The sequence below is a fragment of the Acinetobacter gyllenbergii CIP 110306 = MTCC 11365 genome, assembly GCF_000413855.1.
In the GTDB taxonomy this organism is placed as follows: Bacteria; Pseudomonadota; Gammaproteobacteria; order Pseudomonadales; family Moraxellaceae; genus Acinetobacter; species Acinetobacter gyllenbergii.
The window spans coordinates 36,996-54,192 of the sequence record NZ_ATGG01000010.1 but is presented as its reverse complement, the minus strand read 5'-3'; the positions used below and the strand labels follow the sequence as shown (position 1 = coordinate 54,192).

At 42.0% G+C, this 17,197-nt stretch carries 14 protein-coding genes; 8 read left to right on the top strand and 6 right to left on the bottom strand.

Annotated elements, in window-relative coordinates; genetic code table 11:
* Positions 1 to 173 precede the first annotated feature (173 nt).
* The 5 genes from F957_RS15295 to F957_RS15315 are packed head-to-tail and all read left to right on the top strand — an operon-like array spanning position 174 to position 5,769.
* Complete coding sequence (locus F957_RS15295; protein WP_016541260.1) at positions 174 to 923, top strand: hypothetical protein; 750 nt, start codon at positions 174 to 176, stop codon at positions 921 to 923.
* The gene (locus tag F957_RS15300) at positions 923 to 1,828 is read left to right on the top strand and encodes a hypothetical protein (protein WP_016541259.1); all 906 of its coding nucleotides are present in this window, start codon (positions 923 to 925) and stop codon (positions 1,826 to 1,828) included. The genes F957_RS15295 and F957_RS15300 overlap by 1 nt, the downstream gene beginning before the upstream one ends.
* Complete coding sequence (locus F957_RS15305) at positions 1,815 to 3,065, top strand: glycosyltransferase family 2 protein (protein ID WP_016541258.1); 1,251 nt, start codon at positions 1,815 to 1,817, stop codon at positions 3,063 to 3,065. The genes F957_RS15300 and F957_RS15305 overlap by 14 nt, the downstream gene beginning before the upstream one ends.
* Positions 3,066 to 4,913, top strand: coding sequence for a hypothetical protein (locus tag F957_RS15310; protein ID WP_016541257.1), 1,848 nt, complete (start codon positions 3,066 to 3,068; stop codon positions 4,911 to 4,913). It abuts the gene before it with no gap.
* The gene (locus F957_RS15315) at positions 4,891 to 5,769 is read left to right on the top strand and encodes an alpha-amylase family protein (protein ID WP_016660214.1); all 879 of its coding nucleotides are present in this window, start codon (positions 4,891 to 4,893) and stop codon (positions 5,767 to 5,769) included. The genes F957_RS15310 and F957_RS15315 overlap by 23 nt, the downstream gene beginning before the upstream one ends.
* A 15-nt stretch (positions 5,770 to 5,784) precedes the next feature.
* On the opposite strand, the gene wecB is transcribed toward F957_RS15315, so the two are convergent.
* Both wecB and F957_RS15325 read right to left on the bottom strand, forming a co-directional pair.
* Entirely contained in the window at positions 5,785 to 6,912 is a 1,128-nt protein-coding gene (gene wecB / locus F957_RS15320) for a non-hydrolyzing UDP-N-acetylglucosamine 2-epimerase (RefSeq protein ID WP_016541255.1), read from the bottom strand.
* Positions 6,913 to 6,914: 2 nt separating this feature from the next.
* Entirely contained in the window at positions 6,915 to 8,129 is a 1,215-nt protein-coding gene (locus tag F957_RS15325; RefSeq protein WP_016541254.1) for a tetratricopeptide repeat protein, read from the bottom strand.
* Between the two features lie 230 nt (positions 8,130 to 8,359).
* Here F957_RS15325 and F957_RS15330 point away from each other — a divergent pair, with 230 nt between their 5' ends.
* Positions 8,360 to 9,061, top strand: a complete 702-nt coding sequence (locus F957_RS15330) for a VIT1/CCC1 transporter family protein (RefSeq protein ID WP_016541253.1) — start codon at positions 8,360 to 8,362, stop codon at positions 9,059 to 9,061.
* A 115-nt stretch (positions 9,062 to 9,176) separates the two neighbouring features.
* On the top strand, positions 9,177 to 10,220 hold the full coding sequence (locus F957_RS15335; protein WP_016541252.1) for an NAD(P)H-dependent flavin oxidoreductase: 1,044 nt from the start codon (positions 9,177 to 9,179) through the stop codon (positions 10,218 to 10,220).
* A 47-nt stretch (positions 10,221 to 10,267) separates the two neighbouring features.
* On the opposite strand, the gene ppk1 is transcribed toward F957_RS15335, so the two are convergent.
* Both ppk1 and mtgA read right to left on the bottom strand, forming a co-directional pair.
* Positions 10,268 to 12,346, bottom strand: coding sequence for a polyphosphate kinase 1 (gene ppk1, locus F957_RS15340; RefSeq protein WP_016541251.1), 2,079 nt, complete (start codon positions 12,344 to 12,346; stop codon positions 10,268 to 10,270).
* A gap of 112 nt (positions 12,347 to 12,458) precedes the next feature.
* Positions 12,459 to 13,133: a monofunctional biosynthetic peptidoglycan transglycosylase gene (mtgA, locus tag F957_RS15345; protein WP_016541250.1), complete on the bottom strand. Its 675-nt coding sequence runs from the start codon at positions 13,131 to 13,133 to the stop codon at positions 12,459 to 12,461.
* Positions 13,134 to 13,205: 72 nt separating this feature from the next.
* Between mtgA and F957_RS15350 the strand changes: the two genes are divergently transcribed.
* Positions 13,206 to 14,012, top strand: coding sequence for a rhomboid family intramembrane serine protease (locus F957_RS15350; RefSeq protein WP_016541249.1), 807 nt, complete (start codon positions 13,206 to 13,208; stop codon positions 14,010 to 14,012).
* On the opposite strand, the gene F957_RS15355 is transcribed toward F957_RS15350, so the two are convergent.
* Together F957_RS15355 and F957_RS15360 are read right to left on the bottom strand one after the other, a co-directional pair.
* Positions 14,009 to 16,492: an ABC transporter permease gene (locus F957_RS15355; RefSeq protein ID WP_016541248.1), complete on the bottom strand. Its 2,484-nt coding sequence runs from the start codon at positions 16,490 to 16,492 to the stop codon at positions 14,009 to 14,011. The genes F957_RS15350 and F957_RS15355 overlap by 4 nt on opposite strands.
* Positions 16,489 to 17,193 (bottom strand): ABC transporter ATP-binding protein, encoded by a 705-nt coding sequence (locus F957_RS15360; RefSeq protein ID WP_016541247.1) that lies wholly within the window; start codon positions 17,191 to 17,193, stop codon positions 16,489 to 16,491. Before F957_RS15360 ends, F957_RS15355 begins: the two co-directional genes overlap by 4 nt.
* Positions 17,194 to 17,197 lie beyond the last annotated feature (4 nt).

Sequence of the window (17,197 nt, the reverse complement as noted above, 5' to 3'; positions counted from 1 at the left end):
ATTAAAAATTCTTATCATTTTGACTACTGTTTATTACTCTGAAATACAGGCTATACTGTATGTTACTGTTTATAAAATTATTTTACAAAGCTAACAACAGAAAAACTATCGTCAAAACCGTAAAATAATGCTAACTTTTCCACAAAAGACATATATTAAAACTAAAAACGATTATGCAAAAAAATCCAGCTCCAGCACTCGTCTTATGGATTATCTCAGCCCAAATCTTTATGGGCATTGTTGCGTATGAATGGCTACCAGCAAGTTATCGTGGAAGTTGGGTATTTCTACTCATCTTGTTAATCTCAGGTGCGTTCTTAAATGTTGGCATGGCCATCATCGTGGGTTTACTCACGTTTATAGGCGTTGCCGTTTACTTTTTCCTCGACTTGGCCAATCAGACTTATGTCGAACGCCAATTGTTATTGTTGTTTGTACTTCCAATTACCCCGATTTTTTTGAGTGCTATCCGTCATAATATTCAAAATGCATTAAAAAGTTTCCGAGCCATTCAAAGTTATGACCGCAATTATCAACACGATATCTTGCCGCTCACTGCGTTGAAACATTTCCAAGGCGAATTAAAAAAGTTACTTCAGCTTACCCAAAAAGATCACTATAAAATCATTACGACACGTATTAGCAACACTGTCCTGATTCGTGAAATGCTGGGTGAAGATATTTGGAAAGACACACAAAATAAAATTATGGAAATCCTATCTACTGAGCGTGACAGTGTAATTTACCACTTCATCAATGAAGAACTTAGTGAAATTCAAAGTATCGTGATTCATGAAACAACCTCAGATGAAACTCAAGGATTTCCTCAGTTTATTCAAGACCTTCAAGAGCTTACCGTCCTTAAACTCCAGATCGAGCAACATACTGAATACTTAGCCCCTCCAAGTAGTGAGGTGAGCTAATGTCGGTACTCCTCAATATTTGTGGTGTTTTGGTCGCCACCAGTCATTTTCCAGATACCACCTTGCAGCAATTTTATCAGCAGTATTATCACTGCCAGATTGAAACAGCTAAACAAGATCTCAGTACTCAAGTTCAAACGCCCCAAACTGTAGCAGAGCTCTTTCCACAACCTGCCACGTGGTGGCCAATTTTCACTTCCGATCAATTAGACTCTGAAAGCTTTAAACAATTGCTTGAACAAGGGATCAAGCCCGGTGTGATTTTACCCAATGAATATTTTAGCGTAGTGAAATATTATAAAATTAAAAAAGCCGTCAATGAAGGCGCTATTCCTGTTGCCTTATATCAGATGACCCATGCCAAATATTTTGCCGCCAAAGCCACGTTTTCAACGGCAATTGGCTTACGCCCTTTAGCAGCATTGATCGAAACAGGTTGGGATGAAAACATCATTGCGCAGCCTGCTGGAAGTTATATTATTCAGTCCGATCTTCCAGATGAATTGCGTATTCCCGCACGTAAAATTCAGCATCATCAGCATTATTTTTATCAAGCCATTACTGACTCCTCACAAAGCTCAGGTTATCAAGTCGTGATTAATCCACCACTTGGGATGCCCTTAAATACTATTCAATATCCTCAATTGGGTATTTCCTGGGATCTGAATCGTACAAAATTTACCAGCAGCACCGAAGGGGTTAAAACTAGTTTATTTGGCTATATTTTAATTGGGTTAAGTACAGTGGTCATTCCACTGGATTATATCTATTCAGCACATTATCCAAGTCTTCTCAGCTCCTTTGGTAGTTCGATCTCTTGGGTTTCGCTGCTGCTCGGTGGTGGACTCCTCCTGATCTTGATTATTTCAATTATCCGCAGGAGAAGAATAAATGCCCGCAATTGACATTCTTTTCTTATTCGGTTTTTTAGGCATCTGGATTCCTCAAGCCTTCTGGGCTTGGCTCAGTTTTCAGGCATGGAAGTATTCAAAAAATGCAGCCAAGGAACTGGAAAACATGCCTGTTCCCGAGCACTGGCCCATGTTAAGTGTTTTGATTCCTGCCTATAACGAAGGTGTGGTGATTGAAGATACCCTACATGCGATTGCCCAGCAGGATTATCCTGCCCATGCCTATGAAGTACTCCTGATTAATGATGGTTCAAAAGACAATACTTTAGAAATTGCAGAAGCTATGGCTGCCATTTATCCCTGCATTAAAATTGTCAATGTACCCAAAGGTATGGGAGGGAAAGGAAAATCACGCACGCTGAACAATGGTTTACCCCATGCCACCGGTGAGCTCATTGTGGTCTATGATGCAGATAGTACGCCTGAACCAGACTGTGTGCGCTTATTAGCCCAGACCTTACTGGCGGATAAAAAATTAGTTGCAGTGAATGGTAAAGTTCGTACCCGTAACTGGCGCGACAGTATTTTGACCCGTTTTATTGCGATCGAATTTATTTTCTTCCAATGGATTTTCCAAGGGGGGCGTTGGCAACGTTTTGAGTTGTCCACCCTGATGGGCACCAATTATGTAATCTGGCGCGATGCATTGGAAACACTGGGTGGTTTTGATGAAAAATCATTAGTCGATGATACCGAAATGAGCTTTCGTATCTTCCTTGGCCAAAGACGAATTAAATGGGTACCGTATGCAGTTGGTTGGCAACAAGACCCACCTTCATTGAGCGTCTTTGTCAAACAGCGCTCACGCTGGACGCAAGGAAACTTTTATGTCACCAGTAAATATCTGCCAATTGCATTGAGAAAACCGTTTCCAATCGGCATCGAAATTTTCAACAACATCATGTGCTATGTTCTCTTTGTACCGGCACTGATCTGGAGTCACATTACCTTAGCTTTAGGATTGCTTGGGATTGCTGGGATTACTGTTCCCGGCCCATTCACCCTGCTTTGGGGCTTATCCTTCTGTTTATATGTCGCACAAATGTGGTTCACCTTATCTTTAGAACGAGCTAAACCTCAACTATATTTCTTCTCGGTCTTATCTTACGTAACCTATTCACAAGTGTTCTTATTTATCGTGTTTAAAGCTGCTTATGACATGCTGAAAAATAAGATTCAGGGAAATTCGTTACAGTGGTATAAAACTGAGCGTAGCAAGGAGAAAAAATAAATGAAAAATAGAACTTTACAACATCCACTTTTAAAAGCTGTAGTTGCCAGTGTCGCCCTCTCCTTGCCAGTATTTGCTTTTGCAGATACCTTGAATACATGGACCTTTGACAACATCAATACCTCCAATAAATATACCATTGAGCCGCATTTCTTCTATGTTGGCAAAGGCTCTGAATGGCAGAACATCCGTTTTAGCAGTGATTACTCTACCGAGCATTTCACTACTTTATTGGTGAAATTTGATGACAAACTGATTTATAACACCACCTTAAATGGTGATGGTACTTTGAGTTTCGATATCCCAGCAACCCAAAGCGGCTTCCATCGCCTAGATTTTATTTTACAGCAGTATTCACCCAACACTTCGCCTGCGGCTGATCGCACTACCTTCTGTAGTGAGGATGTCGATCAAGTGACTTATTTAAGCAATTCTAAGATTGAGTATATACGTCATCGCCCCATTTATCGCTTAAAAGATTTACCTGATGCCTTGTTCAATCCTCAGGTTGTGCGGCCAACGCCTTTTGTCGGTGTGCTGAAGTATAACCCAGCCAATCTCAATGAAGCTGCAATGTTAGGGCGTCTCATCAGTGCTTGGGGTTCAGTCACGCCAATCCAATGGTATGAGCAAAATGCACCAACGGAACAAGCACCTAACTTTTATATTGAAATTGTCAAATCAGCGACCGCCTTACCGAAAGGAACACTGGTTCAAATCAGTACGGCAAATGATATTCCGACCTTACAAATTCAATATGACCAACCAGAAAAACTGGTCTCCGCAATCAATGGCTTACTTAACTCAGACTATTTACAACAACTCAATACTTCGGCAACCTTTCTTCCCAATAAACTGGCAGCACCGAACTGGGCTAAAATCAAACAAATCCATACCCTTGCTGACCTCGGAATTAGCGATTTCCGTTTGAATCAAGCTGAAAAAAATCTCTTCCTTAATTTCCCTGCAGTTTGGCAACCAACCGACATTTTACAAGGCCAAATTGCATTGCGTGTGCAAAGTGGTTTATTGGAAGGCTCAAATATTACCACTTGGATTGATGGCGGTTTTGCGGGGAGTTTGAAAACAGCCAATTTAGATTCAGACCCTGTTAACCGCCAATTTAACTACTTTGCCAAGACCATTTCAGATAATACCACCTTCAACCTAAAGCTTGAAAACTCGGTTATCGTCAACTCACAATGTTTACCGACTGCGAAAGGTTCTCTGTGGATTGATACGCAAAAATCGACGGTGAAATTACCGCACAAATTGAAAAATGGTGTTGCATCTTTATCGATGACCTTTGCAACACATCCCACTATTGCGATTGACGGTAATGCGGGAAGCTTAGAAGTTGCGATGATCATCAGCCAAGTGGCCAAAAAAATGCTGATGACCAATGACCCGATTCCACTAAATCTGGTCAAGTTGGATCCAGCTAAACCTGAACTGCTCAATGTACAGGTCAATCCCAACATTTATCGCCAACAGGTTTTAATGCATCAGAGTACACTGTACGCACCAGCAACCGTGAGTGGCTTCTTGGTAAGTTTCCATGATCAACGCTTTGATATTATTACCGACTCAATGCAAGGGGCACAAAACTTCACCAAGCTTTGGGAAAAGATTCAACAAAACATCCCAAATAATGCCAGCAAAATATTGGTGACTGAAAGCGGACAAGTCTTTATTTTACAAAAGATTATGGTCGGAAATCAAAAAGCACCTCTGGTAAAACAATCCTCCTTCTTTCTCTTGGTCGTTATAATCTCTGCTATCATGATTGTTGCAATCTTGCTCTGGTACTGGCGACAAAGACCAAATGCTAAAAATAAGGCTGACTAAAACAACGTTTTTAATCACATTTACATTATCAGCACTCTTATTTTTAGGAGGTTGTATTCATCATCTCAAAACAGACGTACACGCTCCGCACATTGAAGGTATGTTCTGGCAGCCTGACTTGGCAACCACGCCACCGTCAGGCAATTGGGACTTACTTGGTGTTTCTACTTTTGTGCCACAATGGTCAGTTGTACAATCTAAATCATGGTTTGATCACGATATCGGTTTAGAAAAATGGGATAAAAACATCAATCTAAAACAGCTCCAGCAAAAAGCATGGGCTCAGCATATTTTACTTGGCCTAGCAGGAGAATATGATGAGAAGCTCGCTCGCGCCAATGTCTTAAAACTTGCTGAGAGCTCCCAAAAAATCATTAAAAACACCCAAATTATTCCCCTTAAAGGTTATTATTTTCCTGTAGAAGCCGACCCAACCTGGATCGGTGTTGATGATCTGGCCCATGCCATCCGAACTTTGCCCAAACCGCTGTGGATCAGTATCTATAGTGGAGAGCAGGCACCAGAGCATCTAGATTCTTGGCTTAAAAGCTGGTTACCAAGCCATACTGGCGTCTTCTTCCAAGATGGCGTTGGCGTTGGAACGCGGACACCACAACAAGCGCGTGTTGTATTAGAAGACCTTCAAAAAGAGTTTGGCAAAGACAAGATTGTGATTGTATTAGAAGCATTTCGTCCCGTGAAAGGCGGAAAATTTCGCTCCGCCTATCCTTGGGAAGTCATGCAGCAGTTGAAAGCCTACGAAGGGCAAACCGTCTATATTTTTGACGGCCCACATTATATGAACCGTATGACCGTTTATGCAGTTGCGTTGTGGTATAAACTCCGATACAACTAGAATCTACAACGCGCATTAACGCGCCGCGATTTGGTCTAAAATGCGTTGCGAAGCCTTCCCATCTCCAAAGGGATTTGGGACATTGGCCATACGTGCATAATGGGCTTGGTCAGATAATAATTTTTCAGCTTCAGTGACAATCTTTACTTGATCCGTTCCAACCAATATCCCCGCACCCACTTGTACGACCTCGGGACGCTCCGTTGTCTCTCTTAAAATCAATACAGGTTTATGGAATGAAGGACTTTCCTCTTGTAGGCCACCTGAATCAGTTAATATAAAAGTCGCCCGATCAATAACAGCAAGTAAGCTTGGATAATCAAGTGGCTTAACTAAATGTACTTGTGTATGTCCATCAAATTGAGCATGAACAAGGTCATGCACAGCAGGGTTTAAATGCACAGGCCAAACAAAATGCACATCCTTATATTTCTGAGCTAAATGCTGAACGGCATGGCAGATGTTCTGAATGCCCTCACCAAAATTTTCACGGCGATGAGCCGTAATTAAGACCACTCGTGCATCGGGAGGAAAATTCAAATTATGTTGCTGTAAATAATTTTGTTCAGCTCCTTTACGCTGAATTAGTTCCCGACCTAAATAGACAGCATCAACCACCGTATTACCTGTGACCGTAATTGTATTGGCAGCAATATGCTCCTGCAGTAAATTTTGCTTAGACTGTTCTGTGGGTGCGAAATGCCATTGAGTAATTCGTGAAACCAGTTGTCGATTGCCCTCTTCGGGAAATGGGTGCGCTAAGTCATAAGAGCGTAGGCCCGCCTCGACATGTGCAACTGGAATTTTCATAGAAAATGCAACCAATCCTGCAGCTAAAACAGTTGTGGTATCCCCTTGAATGATAATTGCATTACGCTGTTGTCCATCATTAAAAATACCTTCTAACTGACTTAGCCCCTGTATTAATAATTGATTGAGGCTTTGGCCTGCATTCATCATTTTCAAACGATGATCGATTTTTATTTGGAAAAAATCGATCGCATCACGAACCAACTCATCATGCTGACCAGTAAAAATAACTTCGACCTGAAAACGAGGGTCTTGTTGGGCCTGCAAAATAACAGGTGCTAATTTAATCAGTTCAGGTCGTGTTCCAAACACAATTGATATTCGTTTTTTCATTGTTAGAAATCCTTATAAAAAACCAGTTCAGTGCGGGTGTTATTATAATTTTCAGTACCATCAGCGAGCGCATCTTTGAAATAGTGCCCATACAAACGCTCAACGCGGAGTTTCACAGGCATATAATTAAACGGTTGCCATGCAACACCAGCACCATATTCAAATAAATTATTGTAATTTTCACCTTTAGAATCAGCTAAGGTATGTAGTTTTCCATAGGCTTGCACCGTACCCGCTTCACCCCGGTACAGATTAAAACCTGAACGCAGTCGCAAATCAGCAATCACGTTATAGTCCTCCCGAGAGTAACTCGCCACATTGCCATACAGATCCGTGAAATAATCATTCCATACTGTGCGTTGTTCTATCGCTGGATTGGCATACCACTCTTGATAACCGGTTACCCCACCCACCACACTTTCTCTGAATTTATCTCGATTGCGATCGATCAGATCATAACTGCCCCCCACTTCCAAATAGGCCCGAACAGGAATCGATTGCCATGGTTGATAGTTTGCCCCCACGCCAATGGTTACTGCATTTTCATCAATAATTTCTGGACGCACGCCACCTTTAGATTTGGTATCACGGTTCAAATTCACAAAGCCATAGACTTGTGCTCGACCACCCTCCAAATTTTTCCCATAGCGCATTTTTAAGGGAAAAATGAAATCGTCATAACGTGACTCATAAGACGGGGCAAAATACACATCTTTAAACGTCGCGGGAACAGATGAACCACTTAAATTCTGTACGGCTTGCTGTGCTTTTGTAGCAATTTCAGTATCTGAGGAGGTCGATAATCCTTTAAAAATGACTAAGGCTTCTTTGTTCCTTTTTTGCTGATTCAGCAAATACCCTTCTTGTAATTTCAATTGATCATCTTCAGGTGCAAGCTGCTCAGCTTTGCGCACACTCTGAATGGCCTCATCGTGTTTATTTAAACGAATCTGCAAATAGGTCAAACTTTTCCAGACTTTGATATCTAGTGGTGTGAGTTGTCCTAATTCAAGCAAAATTTTCTCAGCGTCTCGTGGCTGGCTTTGTTCAATTTTATAAAATTTATCCCAACGATCGTAAATGGGGTTGCCGGGTTTATAAGCAGCATCCCCTTCCTTTACAAAATCAGCTTCAGCGCTGAATATCTGTTGTGCAGGTAGAATGAGGCCCAAGAATAGTAGTGTATGACTCAGCAGCTTATTTTTGGAATTGTTCATCGCAGATCTCAACTAAATATACTCAGAATATAGACAATAAAAACTCAATGTAATCTAAAGTTAAAGTGTTAAATTATTCACATATTATAACCAAGTCATGGTTATGCTATCGTTAAAATACGTTATTTTATAATAGATTAAGTTTATGAATCAGCAATAGAATTTTACAAACATTCGCTACATTCACCTTTATAAATAATTAAATTCACTCGATCAAAAAGAGCAAGATTATGTCCTACTCCCAACATGCAGAACCGCACGTAATCCAACGTTCAGGCTGGCTAAGAGCCGCTGTTTTAGGTGCCAATGATGGCATTATTTCCGTCACCAGTTTAATTATGGGTATGGCTGCCAGCGGTGCCAGTTCACATACCTTATTGATTACCTGTATTGCAGGTCTCATCTCAGGTGCGACCTCAATGGCGGCGGGTGAATACATCTCGGTTAAATCACAGGAAGATATCGAAAAATCTGATCTGCGCTTTGAAGCCAAGGAACTGGAAAAAAATCCACATGCCGAACTAAAAGAACTGACGCAAATTTACATTTCACGTGGCCTAAATCCAGCACTTGCCGAAGAAGTTGCCAAACAACTGACTGAACACGATGCCCTCGGTGCACATGCACGAGATGAAATCGGGATTCATGAAAATACCGCTGCCAATCCTGTTCAAGCGGCACTTTCATCCGCAGCATCATTTTCATGCGGTGCAGCCTTACCGATGTTGGCGATTTTACTGAGCCCTAGTTCATGGGTCGCAGGTTCTGTACTGATCACAGGGGTGATTTCTCTGGCTTTATTAGGTGCCTTATCCAGCTATTTTGCCCGTACCTCCATGCTCAAAGGCAGTTTACGCATTACTTTATGGGGCATGCTCGCTATGGCCTTTTCCAGTTGGGTCGGTTCTCTGTTTAATGTCACGCCGCTTTAACATTCCTTTTAGATTTGAAAATACTGTCTATATTCAATAATTAAATAGCGATTATTATTTGCAAGCCTTTTTGTTTTTACGTTATGGTGACTGAAAAGGGAATGAGTATAGCAGCATGTCAATTTTAGAATTATTAGAAATAAAACACCCGATTTTACTTGCGCCGATGGCTGGTGTTTCCACGCCTGAACTTGCAGCTGAGGTCTCTAACCAAGGCGGTTTGGGCTCTTTAGGACTTGGAGCCAATACCCCTGAAGCCGCCAAAGCACAAATCTTAAAAACTCAAGAACTCACAGATCATCCATTTCAAGTGAACTTCTTTTGCCATCAATCCGAGTCATTGAATCAGGAAACAGCGCAACAATGGATTGACTACATTCGTCCACAATTTGAAAAATTTGCTGCACAAGCACCGACTCAACTCAATTGTATTTATCCCAGTTTTTTAGATAATGATGACTTTCTCAATGTGGTACTGGAAACCCATCCCAAAGCCGTGAGTTTTCATTTTGGTATCCCCCATCCACATCAAATCCAAGCCTTGAAACAAGCTGGGATCATAACCATGGTATCTGCCACCAATTTAATTGAGGCGCAAGCGATTGAAGCTGCGGGCATTGATATCATTATTGCACAAGGGATTGAGGCAGGAGGGCATCGAGGTATTTTCAATCAACAATTTGATGCAGCCATCAAGACCGCTGATTTAGTACAACTGCTCGTAAAACATTGCAACACGCCTGTGGTTGCAGCGGGTGGAATTATGAATGGCGAACAAGCCAGAGCCATGCTAAAACTCGGTGCTGTGGCGGTACAATTGGGTACAGCCTTTGTTCAATGCAAAAGTTCCAGTGCCAATGCGGCCTATCGCAAAGCTTTGTTTAGCCAACCAATTACTCAAATCAGTGCAAGTCTGTCTGGTCGTCCAGCACGTGGTTTACTCGGGACTTGGCATACCCAGATTGACAGCCCTCAACGCCCGAAAGTACCAGCCTACCCTTATACCTATGACCTTGCCAAACAACTCATGAGCATTGCTGGCGGACAGCATGATTTTAGCTATGGTGCCTTTTGGGCAGGGAGTAATGTAGCGCAAATCCGAGAATTAGAAGCCGCAGATCTCGTCAATCAACTGGTCTTAGAAATGAAATCCAACTAAACCCTGCCATAAAAAACCGACCTTTAGTAGGTCGGTTTTTTATGGTCTTACTTGATCGCTTCTAATAAGGTATGTTGTGCATTATGTGGCTCTTCACCTTCCACAGGTCGTGCACGATCCCAAACACCATCGCCTTGTAATAGCCATGCTTGCTGATTATCTTTGAGATAATTCAATAAACCGAGTTGGTAGATCCGCTTTTTCAATGCTGGATCTTCAATTGGAAAACAAGCTTCAACACGGTTGAATAAATTACGATCCATCCAGTCCGCACTCGAACCGTAAATGCGTGGATTGCCATTATTACTGAAATAGTAAACGCGAGTATGTTCCAAGAACCGTCCAACAATCGAACGTACACGAATATTTTCAGATAAATTTGGCAAACCTGGGCGTAGGCAGCAAATAGAACGAATAATCAGGTCGACCTGAACACCCGCTTGCGATGCTTCATACAATTTATTAATCAACTGAACTTCAGTTAAGGCATTCACTTTAATAATAATTTGCGCAGGTCGGCCTTCTTTGGCATTGGCAATTTCGTCATCAATATAATTGATCAATTGTGCATGCAAAGTGAAAGGTGCATGGAGTAGCTTTTTCGGCTTCGCCATTTTCCCCATACCAGTTAATTCTTGGAAAATACGATGTACGTCTTCGCACAGGTCTTTGTCTGTGGTCATCAAACCATAGTCAGTATAGATCCGTGCATTCGTAGCATGATAGTTACCCGTCCCCAAATGTACATAACGGACTAACTTATTATTTTCACGACGCACAACTAAAATCATTTTGGCGTGGGTTTTATAACCCACAATACCGTATACGACCACGGCGCCCGCTTCTTGCAAAACGTTGGCCACTTCAATATTGGATTCTTCATCAAAACGAGCACGTAGTTCAATGACGGCTGTCACTTCTTTCCCATTTCGTGCTGCTTCGGCAAGGACTTGCACAATTTCTGAATCTGCACCACTGCGGTAAAGCGTTTGCTTAATTGCTAACACTTGTGGATCACGTGCCGCTTCACGTAACAGTTGAATCACAGGCGCAAACGACTCAAATGGATGGTGCAATAAAATGTCCTGCTTTTGCATTGCCGCAAAAATACTTTCCGACTTTTTAAATGCTTTTGGAATCACAGGGGTATGCGAGTCATAACGTAAATGTGGACGCTTAAAGTTCGATAACAAACGTGCCAAGTTCACTGGCCCATCAACGCGATAAAGTTGCTCTTCGTTTAAATCAAACTCATCCAGCAAGTATTCGTAAATATGCTTTGGACAGTTATGTGTCACTTCCAAACGTACAGCACGACCAAAACGGCGTGAACTTAATTCACCTTTGAGCGCTTTGGCCAAATCTTCGACATCTTCATTCAAGGCTAAGTCGGCATTACGCGTGACACGGAACTGATAACAACCTGTTGCAGTCATACCTGGGAACAAATCAGAGACATGTTCATGAATAATTGCAGACAGCATCACATGATGTTCTTTGCCATCAGTGAGTTCATCTGGTAAACGTACTACACGAGGTAATGAGCGCGGCGCTGGGACAACAGCAAGATCAATCTGACGACCAAACGCATCCTTGCCTTCCAAGGTCACAATAAAGTTTAAGCTTTTATTCACTAAGCGTGGGAATGGATGTGCAGGATCGAGGCTAATCGGAGTCAGTACAGGTGCAACTTGTTCTTGAAAATATTTCTTGATCCATGCCGATTGGGCCGGTGTTAGTTCTCCACGGCGTAAAAAGCAAATATCTTCTTCACGTAATTTTGGCAAGATTTGTTCATTTAAAATACGATATTGGCGTTCAATCGCTGCATGTGTCGTTTTTGAAATTTGATCTAAAACCTGTTTAGGTGTTAGCCCATCTGGGGTACGGCTTTCATTGCCTAAGGTCAGTTGCTCCATTACCCCTGCAACACGAATTTCAAAGAACTCATCTAAGTTACGTGAAAAAATCAGAAGGAAATTCATCCGTTCTAACAGTGGGTGAAGTGGATCGACGGCCTGTTCAAGTACACGAAGATGGAAATCGAGAATCGAAAGTTCACGATTAATATAACGGTCGTTGTAACTATATTCTATGGGCGCTGTTGTCGTCACTGCAGTATTCATACCGAACCTTGTCGCATTATCATTCATCAAGTGATGATTTAAGTATGCTGCAAAATTATGTCAATTTGGTAAAAAAGCCCAAAAATATTGGGCTTTTTTAAAATTTATTTAATTATTCTGGAATTTGTATCGCATTCATATATTTCAAAATCACTCGTTTGCGAAATTGCAGCTTGCGATCGTTGCGATTGTCTTGATAATACTTCGGATTAGGCAGTAATGCCGCCAAGAACGCGGCTTGTTCCCGACTTAAACTTTTTGAACTTTTGCCATAATAAAATTGTGCCGCTGCCTCGACCCCATAGATATTCTGACCAAATTCAACCGAATTCATATACACTTCTAAAATGCGGCGTTTTGACCACATTCGTTCCATCATCCATGTGGCAATGGCTTCTTGCCCCTTACGAATAAACGAACGTTTGTTATAAAGAAAAAGGTTTTTTGCCAGTTGTTGCGAAACCGTTGAACCGCCTGCAACCAACTCCCCTTTTTCACTATTGCGTTCCAATGCAAATTGAATCCCCGCCCAATCAAAACCATGATGATGGATAAACTTGGCATCTTCACCCGCTAAAATGGCACGCTTGAAATTATCACTAATATTGTCATAGTCACGCCATTCTTGTTTGATTGGCTTAAAATCGGTTAAATAGTCTGCCCGCATAAACATTGTAGTTTCAACAGGATGGGTACGCCACCAGACCAGACTACCAAAGATCCATAATTGAATCAGTAGAATGACGCCGATAATCAACATTACTGCGCGTGCTAAAAAGGCTTTCATTAAAGTGCATCACTCCATCGTGCAACTAATTCATGCTAAGCTATTTTTTATATCAATAACTAGCGTAAACACATGACTGAAACGACTCCACCACAAATTAATCAAAAATTGCAAATACAAACATGGTGGTTTACTGCGCTATTGATTGCAGTCAATGTCGGATTATTTGGCTGGCAAATTCTTTCAGGGGTGAATATTACCGACCCTACCCCTGTAGATGCAATTGCTTGGGGTGCAGATTTTACCCCACTCACCTTCACAGCTGAACCTGAACGCTTATTCAGCAGTATGTTTTTTCATTTTGGCATGATTCATTTAATGCTAAATATGTCGGCACTTTATGTATTCGGCAGTGTGGCAGAACAGCTATTTGGTCGAAGCTACTATATTGGTCTGTATTTTCTAGCTGGTTTAATGGGCAGCGTACTGTCGAGCTATTTAAGTATTCGTGATGGCTATGAACTATTGCAGCACTTTGATCCGAATCTTCTGCCACGGATTAGTGCCGGTGCATCAGGTGCAGTCATGGGTCTCGGCGCAGCACTGACGGTCGTGTCTTTATTGTTACCTTTACCACAACAACGTTTCTGGCGCGATAAGAAATCATTATTGATGATCATGGGGATTAACTTAGTCTTTGGTTTTACTGTTTCAGGCATTAATAATGCCGCACATATTGGCGGTATGATCATGGGAGCTTTGTTAGCCTCGATGTGGTATTTCAGTCAAAAAACGCAAAACCGAGGCCTATTCCAGATGATCGCCTTGGCGATCGGAATGTTGCTTCTTGCTATATTTTATTGGTATTGCACGGTTCTAAGCGCAGGACTCAATCCTTTATGGCATGAAATCCTGCGCCAAAACCAATTAAGTTTTTAAGACTGATTCATTTCTCTTAGGCTTTGTAAGGGTGGAATATCGCATAAATAACTCAGGCGATAACGACCAATCAAAGTACAAATAATCATCATACTCAGCGGTAAGATCAACCAAATCTCAGGATGCCATTGCACGGCCATTTGCATCCTGTGACTGGCAATCGCGCTAATCACTTCAGCAAATAAACACGCCACCACACCTGACAATAATCCAATAAAACCAATCTCAAGACTGAGCATTCGTTTGAGCTTATTCTTGGCAACGCCAAATGAACGTAACAATGCCACTTCTTTGCGACGCTCATCCATCAGCACATTTAAACATGCGATCAGTACTAATATGCCTGAGAGACCAACTAAGGCAGCCAGTACTGTGACAATCTGTACCAGTACATTCACCAAGCGTTTAATTTCATCCAGAATCCGTCCGACATCAATAAATACCGTATTGGAAAATTGCTGAATCAATTGCACCATTTTCGGCTGATCAGCAGGTGGCAAATAAAAGCTGCCTAAATAACTGCCCGCGTTTTCATCCATCGTTTCTGGTGAGAAGATGAAGAAAAAATTCGGACTAAAGCTTTCCCATTCGACGCTACGCAAATTCACCACTGTGGCTTCTAAGCTACCTTCAGGCAGGCTAAAACTGAGTTGATCCCCAATTTGAATGCCAAGCTCATGTGCAGTTTTTTCCTCAACCGACACTTGTCCTGCTTTACTAAAATGAGCACCGCCTTGAGTAATCACATTGTCTTTAGGATAAAGACTGGCTTGAGTCAGATTGAGCTCACGGCGTAATGAATTGTTTTGCTTAACCAACTCAGGTGCAAAGGCATGACCGTTTTTAGCAACCAATCGCCCACGAATATTGGGATACAGTGGCGTTGATTGCCAACCATTTTGCTCAATCTGTTGCTTAAACTGAGGCATATCAAATGGCGGTAAACCATAGACAAATTGGTTTGGCGTACCCACAGGCAATTGCTGTTGCCAGCGTTGCAATAGATCCGTTCTCAATACACTCAATACCGTAATCAAGCTCAGGCCTAAAGCCAGTGCGGTGATCTGCAAAGCAGTTTGATGTGGAATCCGCACATAAGCCGCGAGAGGATGTTTCAGTTGTTTAATCGCCTTGAGGAACAGCCAAATCACAGCATACATCATTGTGCAAAGTAGTAAGATTGCACTGAGTACCAACAAGCTCAACTGGAGGTTATCACTCAGCACCAAACTAAACAGAACCAAGCTGACAATACCAATCGCAAACATTGCCACATAAGACTTGCGTGAACGCTCCTGTTGGCGAATCACCCGAATCGGAGGTGTGTTTAATAATTCCCAAATGCTTGGCAAAATAAAACCAATCAACACCATCACACTGGTAAAAATCGCAATCGGCAAGGCATAAAGTAGATCAATGACTGCGAAACTCAATTGCAGTTGTGGAATCAATTGCAGCATCAGTTGCAATAAACCATAACCCAAAGCAATCCCAATCAGACTTCCTAACACAATCGACAAAGCACTGACGATTCCAAGCAAGGCAATATAGGCCAATAAAATTTGTCGCTTACTGGCCCCCAAACATCGCATCAAAGCAATATGATCTTGGTTTTGTTGGACATAACGTTGACTGGTTAAGGCAATCGCAATACCGCAAAGTAAAATGGTCAATAGATTAGCTAGCTGCAAGAAGGTATCCAGATTTTCAATCGGCTTCATTAAGCGGGTATTGGATTGACTGGCATCTCTGAGTTTCAGTGAACTGTGTTCACCTTCAAATTGTTGGTCTGCTTGCTGTTCGGTGTCTTGTTCATCTTTTTGAGATTGTTTAAAAATCTTTTTATAGGCCTTGATTGACTCAGGTTCTCCTGCAAGCAGCAGTCGATATTCAATACGACTTCCAACTTGAACTGCATTGGTTTTGGCAATATCAGCTTGGTGAATAATCACTGTCGGAGAGAAACCTGAAAAACCTGTCTCTTGATTAGAATCACGCTCGATTATCCCCGTGACTTTAAACTGAGCATCGGCAATTGCCAGTGGTTCACCCAGCTTGGCATGTAATAAATCCATTGCCCTCTGACTTAACCAGACTTCTCCTGCTTTTATCGCCTGTGCTTTGGGTTGAATCACCAACTGACCACGCAATGGGAAATGTCCATCTACAGCTTTGACATTGACCATCACAAACTGATCTTGGGTATGTGCCATCGAGCTAAATACCGTCACAGGAGCATGCTTTAACTTCAGTTCATCTGCCTGTTGCAGCCAATTCGGCTGAATAGGGTCCTTGTCTGATAGGACTAAATCACCACCCAACATTTCGGCAGCCTGTAATGCCACCGCATTTTGGACTTGAGTATTACTAAACTTGAGCGCCGTGGTTGCACTGATTGCCAAAGACAAAGCTATAATCAGTAAATATAAGCCCCCAGTACGAAAACTTTGTAACAGTAAGGGTTTCAGGACTGAACTCATACCTCCTCCTGCAACTTGACAATTTCCTGAATTTGACCATCGGCAAGTTTGACGTGGCGTTGGCAAAGTGCAGCCAAGTTTTGATCATGGGTGACCAAGACTAATGTGGTGCCGAGTTCTTGATTTAACTCAAATAATAGTTGTTCAACCTCTTCCGCAGTTTGCCCATCCAGATTCCCTGTGGGTTCATCTGCAAAAATGATTTTCGGCTCGGCAATCAAAGCTCGTGCAATTGCAACACGTTGCTGCTCTCCACCTGAAAGCACTTTCGGCGTTTGCTGTGCTTGTCGAATCAGTCCAACCCGTTCCAACCATACCAATGCTTTTTGTTCAGCTTGTTTGAAATTAAAATCTGGCTGTAGCCGCAACGGCAACATCACATTTTCCAAGGCACTTAACTGCGGCAACAATTGGAAAGATTGAAAGACAAAACCAATATTTTCTAAACGGACACGGGCACGTTGTTCTTCAGTAAGCTTATGAACGGCTTCTCCACAGACCCATAATTCCCCCAGACTTGGTCGATCCAATGTCGCAAGAATACCTAATAGTGTTGATTTCCCCGAGCCCGAACGGCCAGTAATGGCAATCTGTTCACCTTGATAGATATCTAAATCTATGTCTTTTAAAATGCTCAGACTTTGCTGATTGATTTGAATGTTTTGTGTAACTTTTTGGGCAGAGATAATCGGTTGTGGCATGATG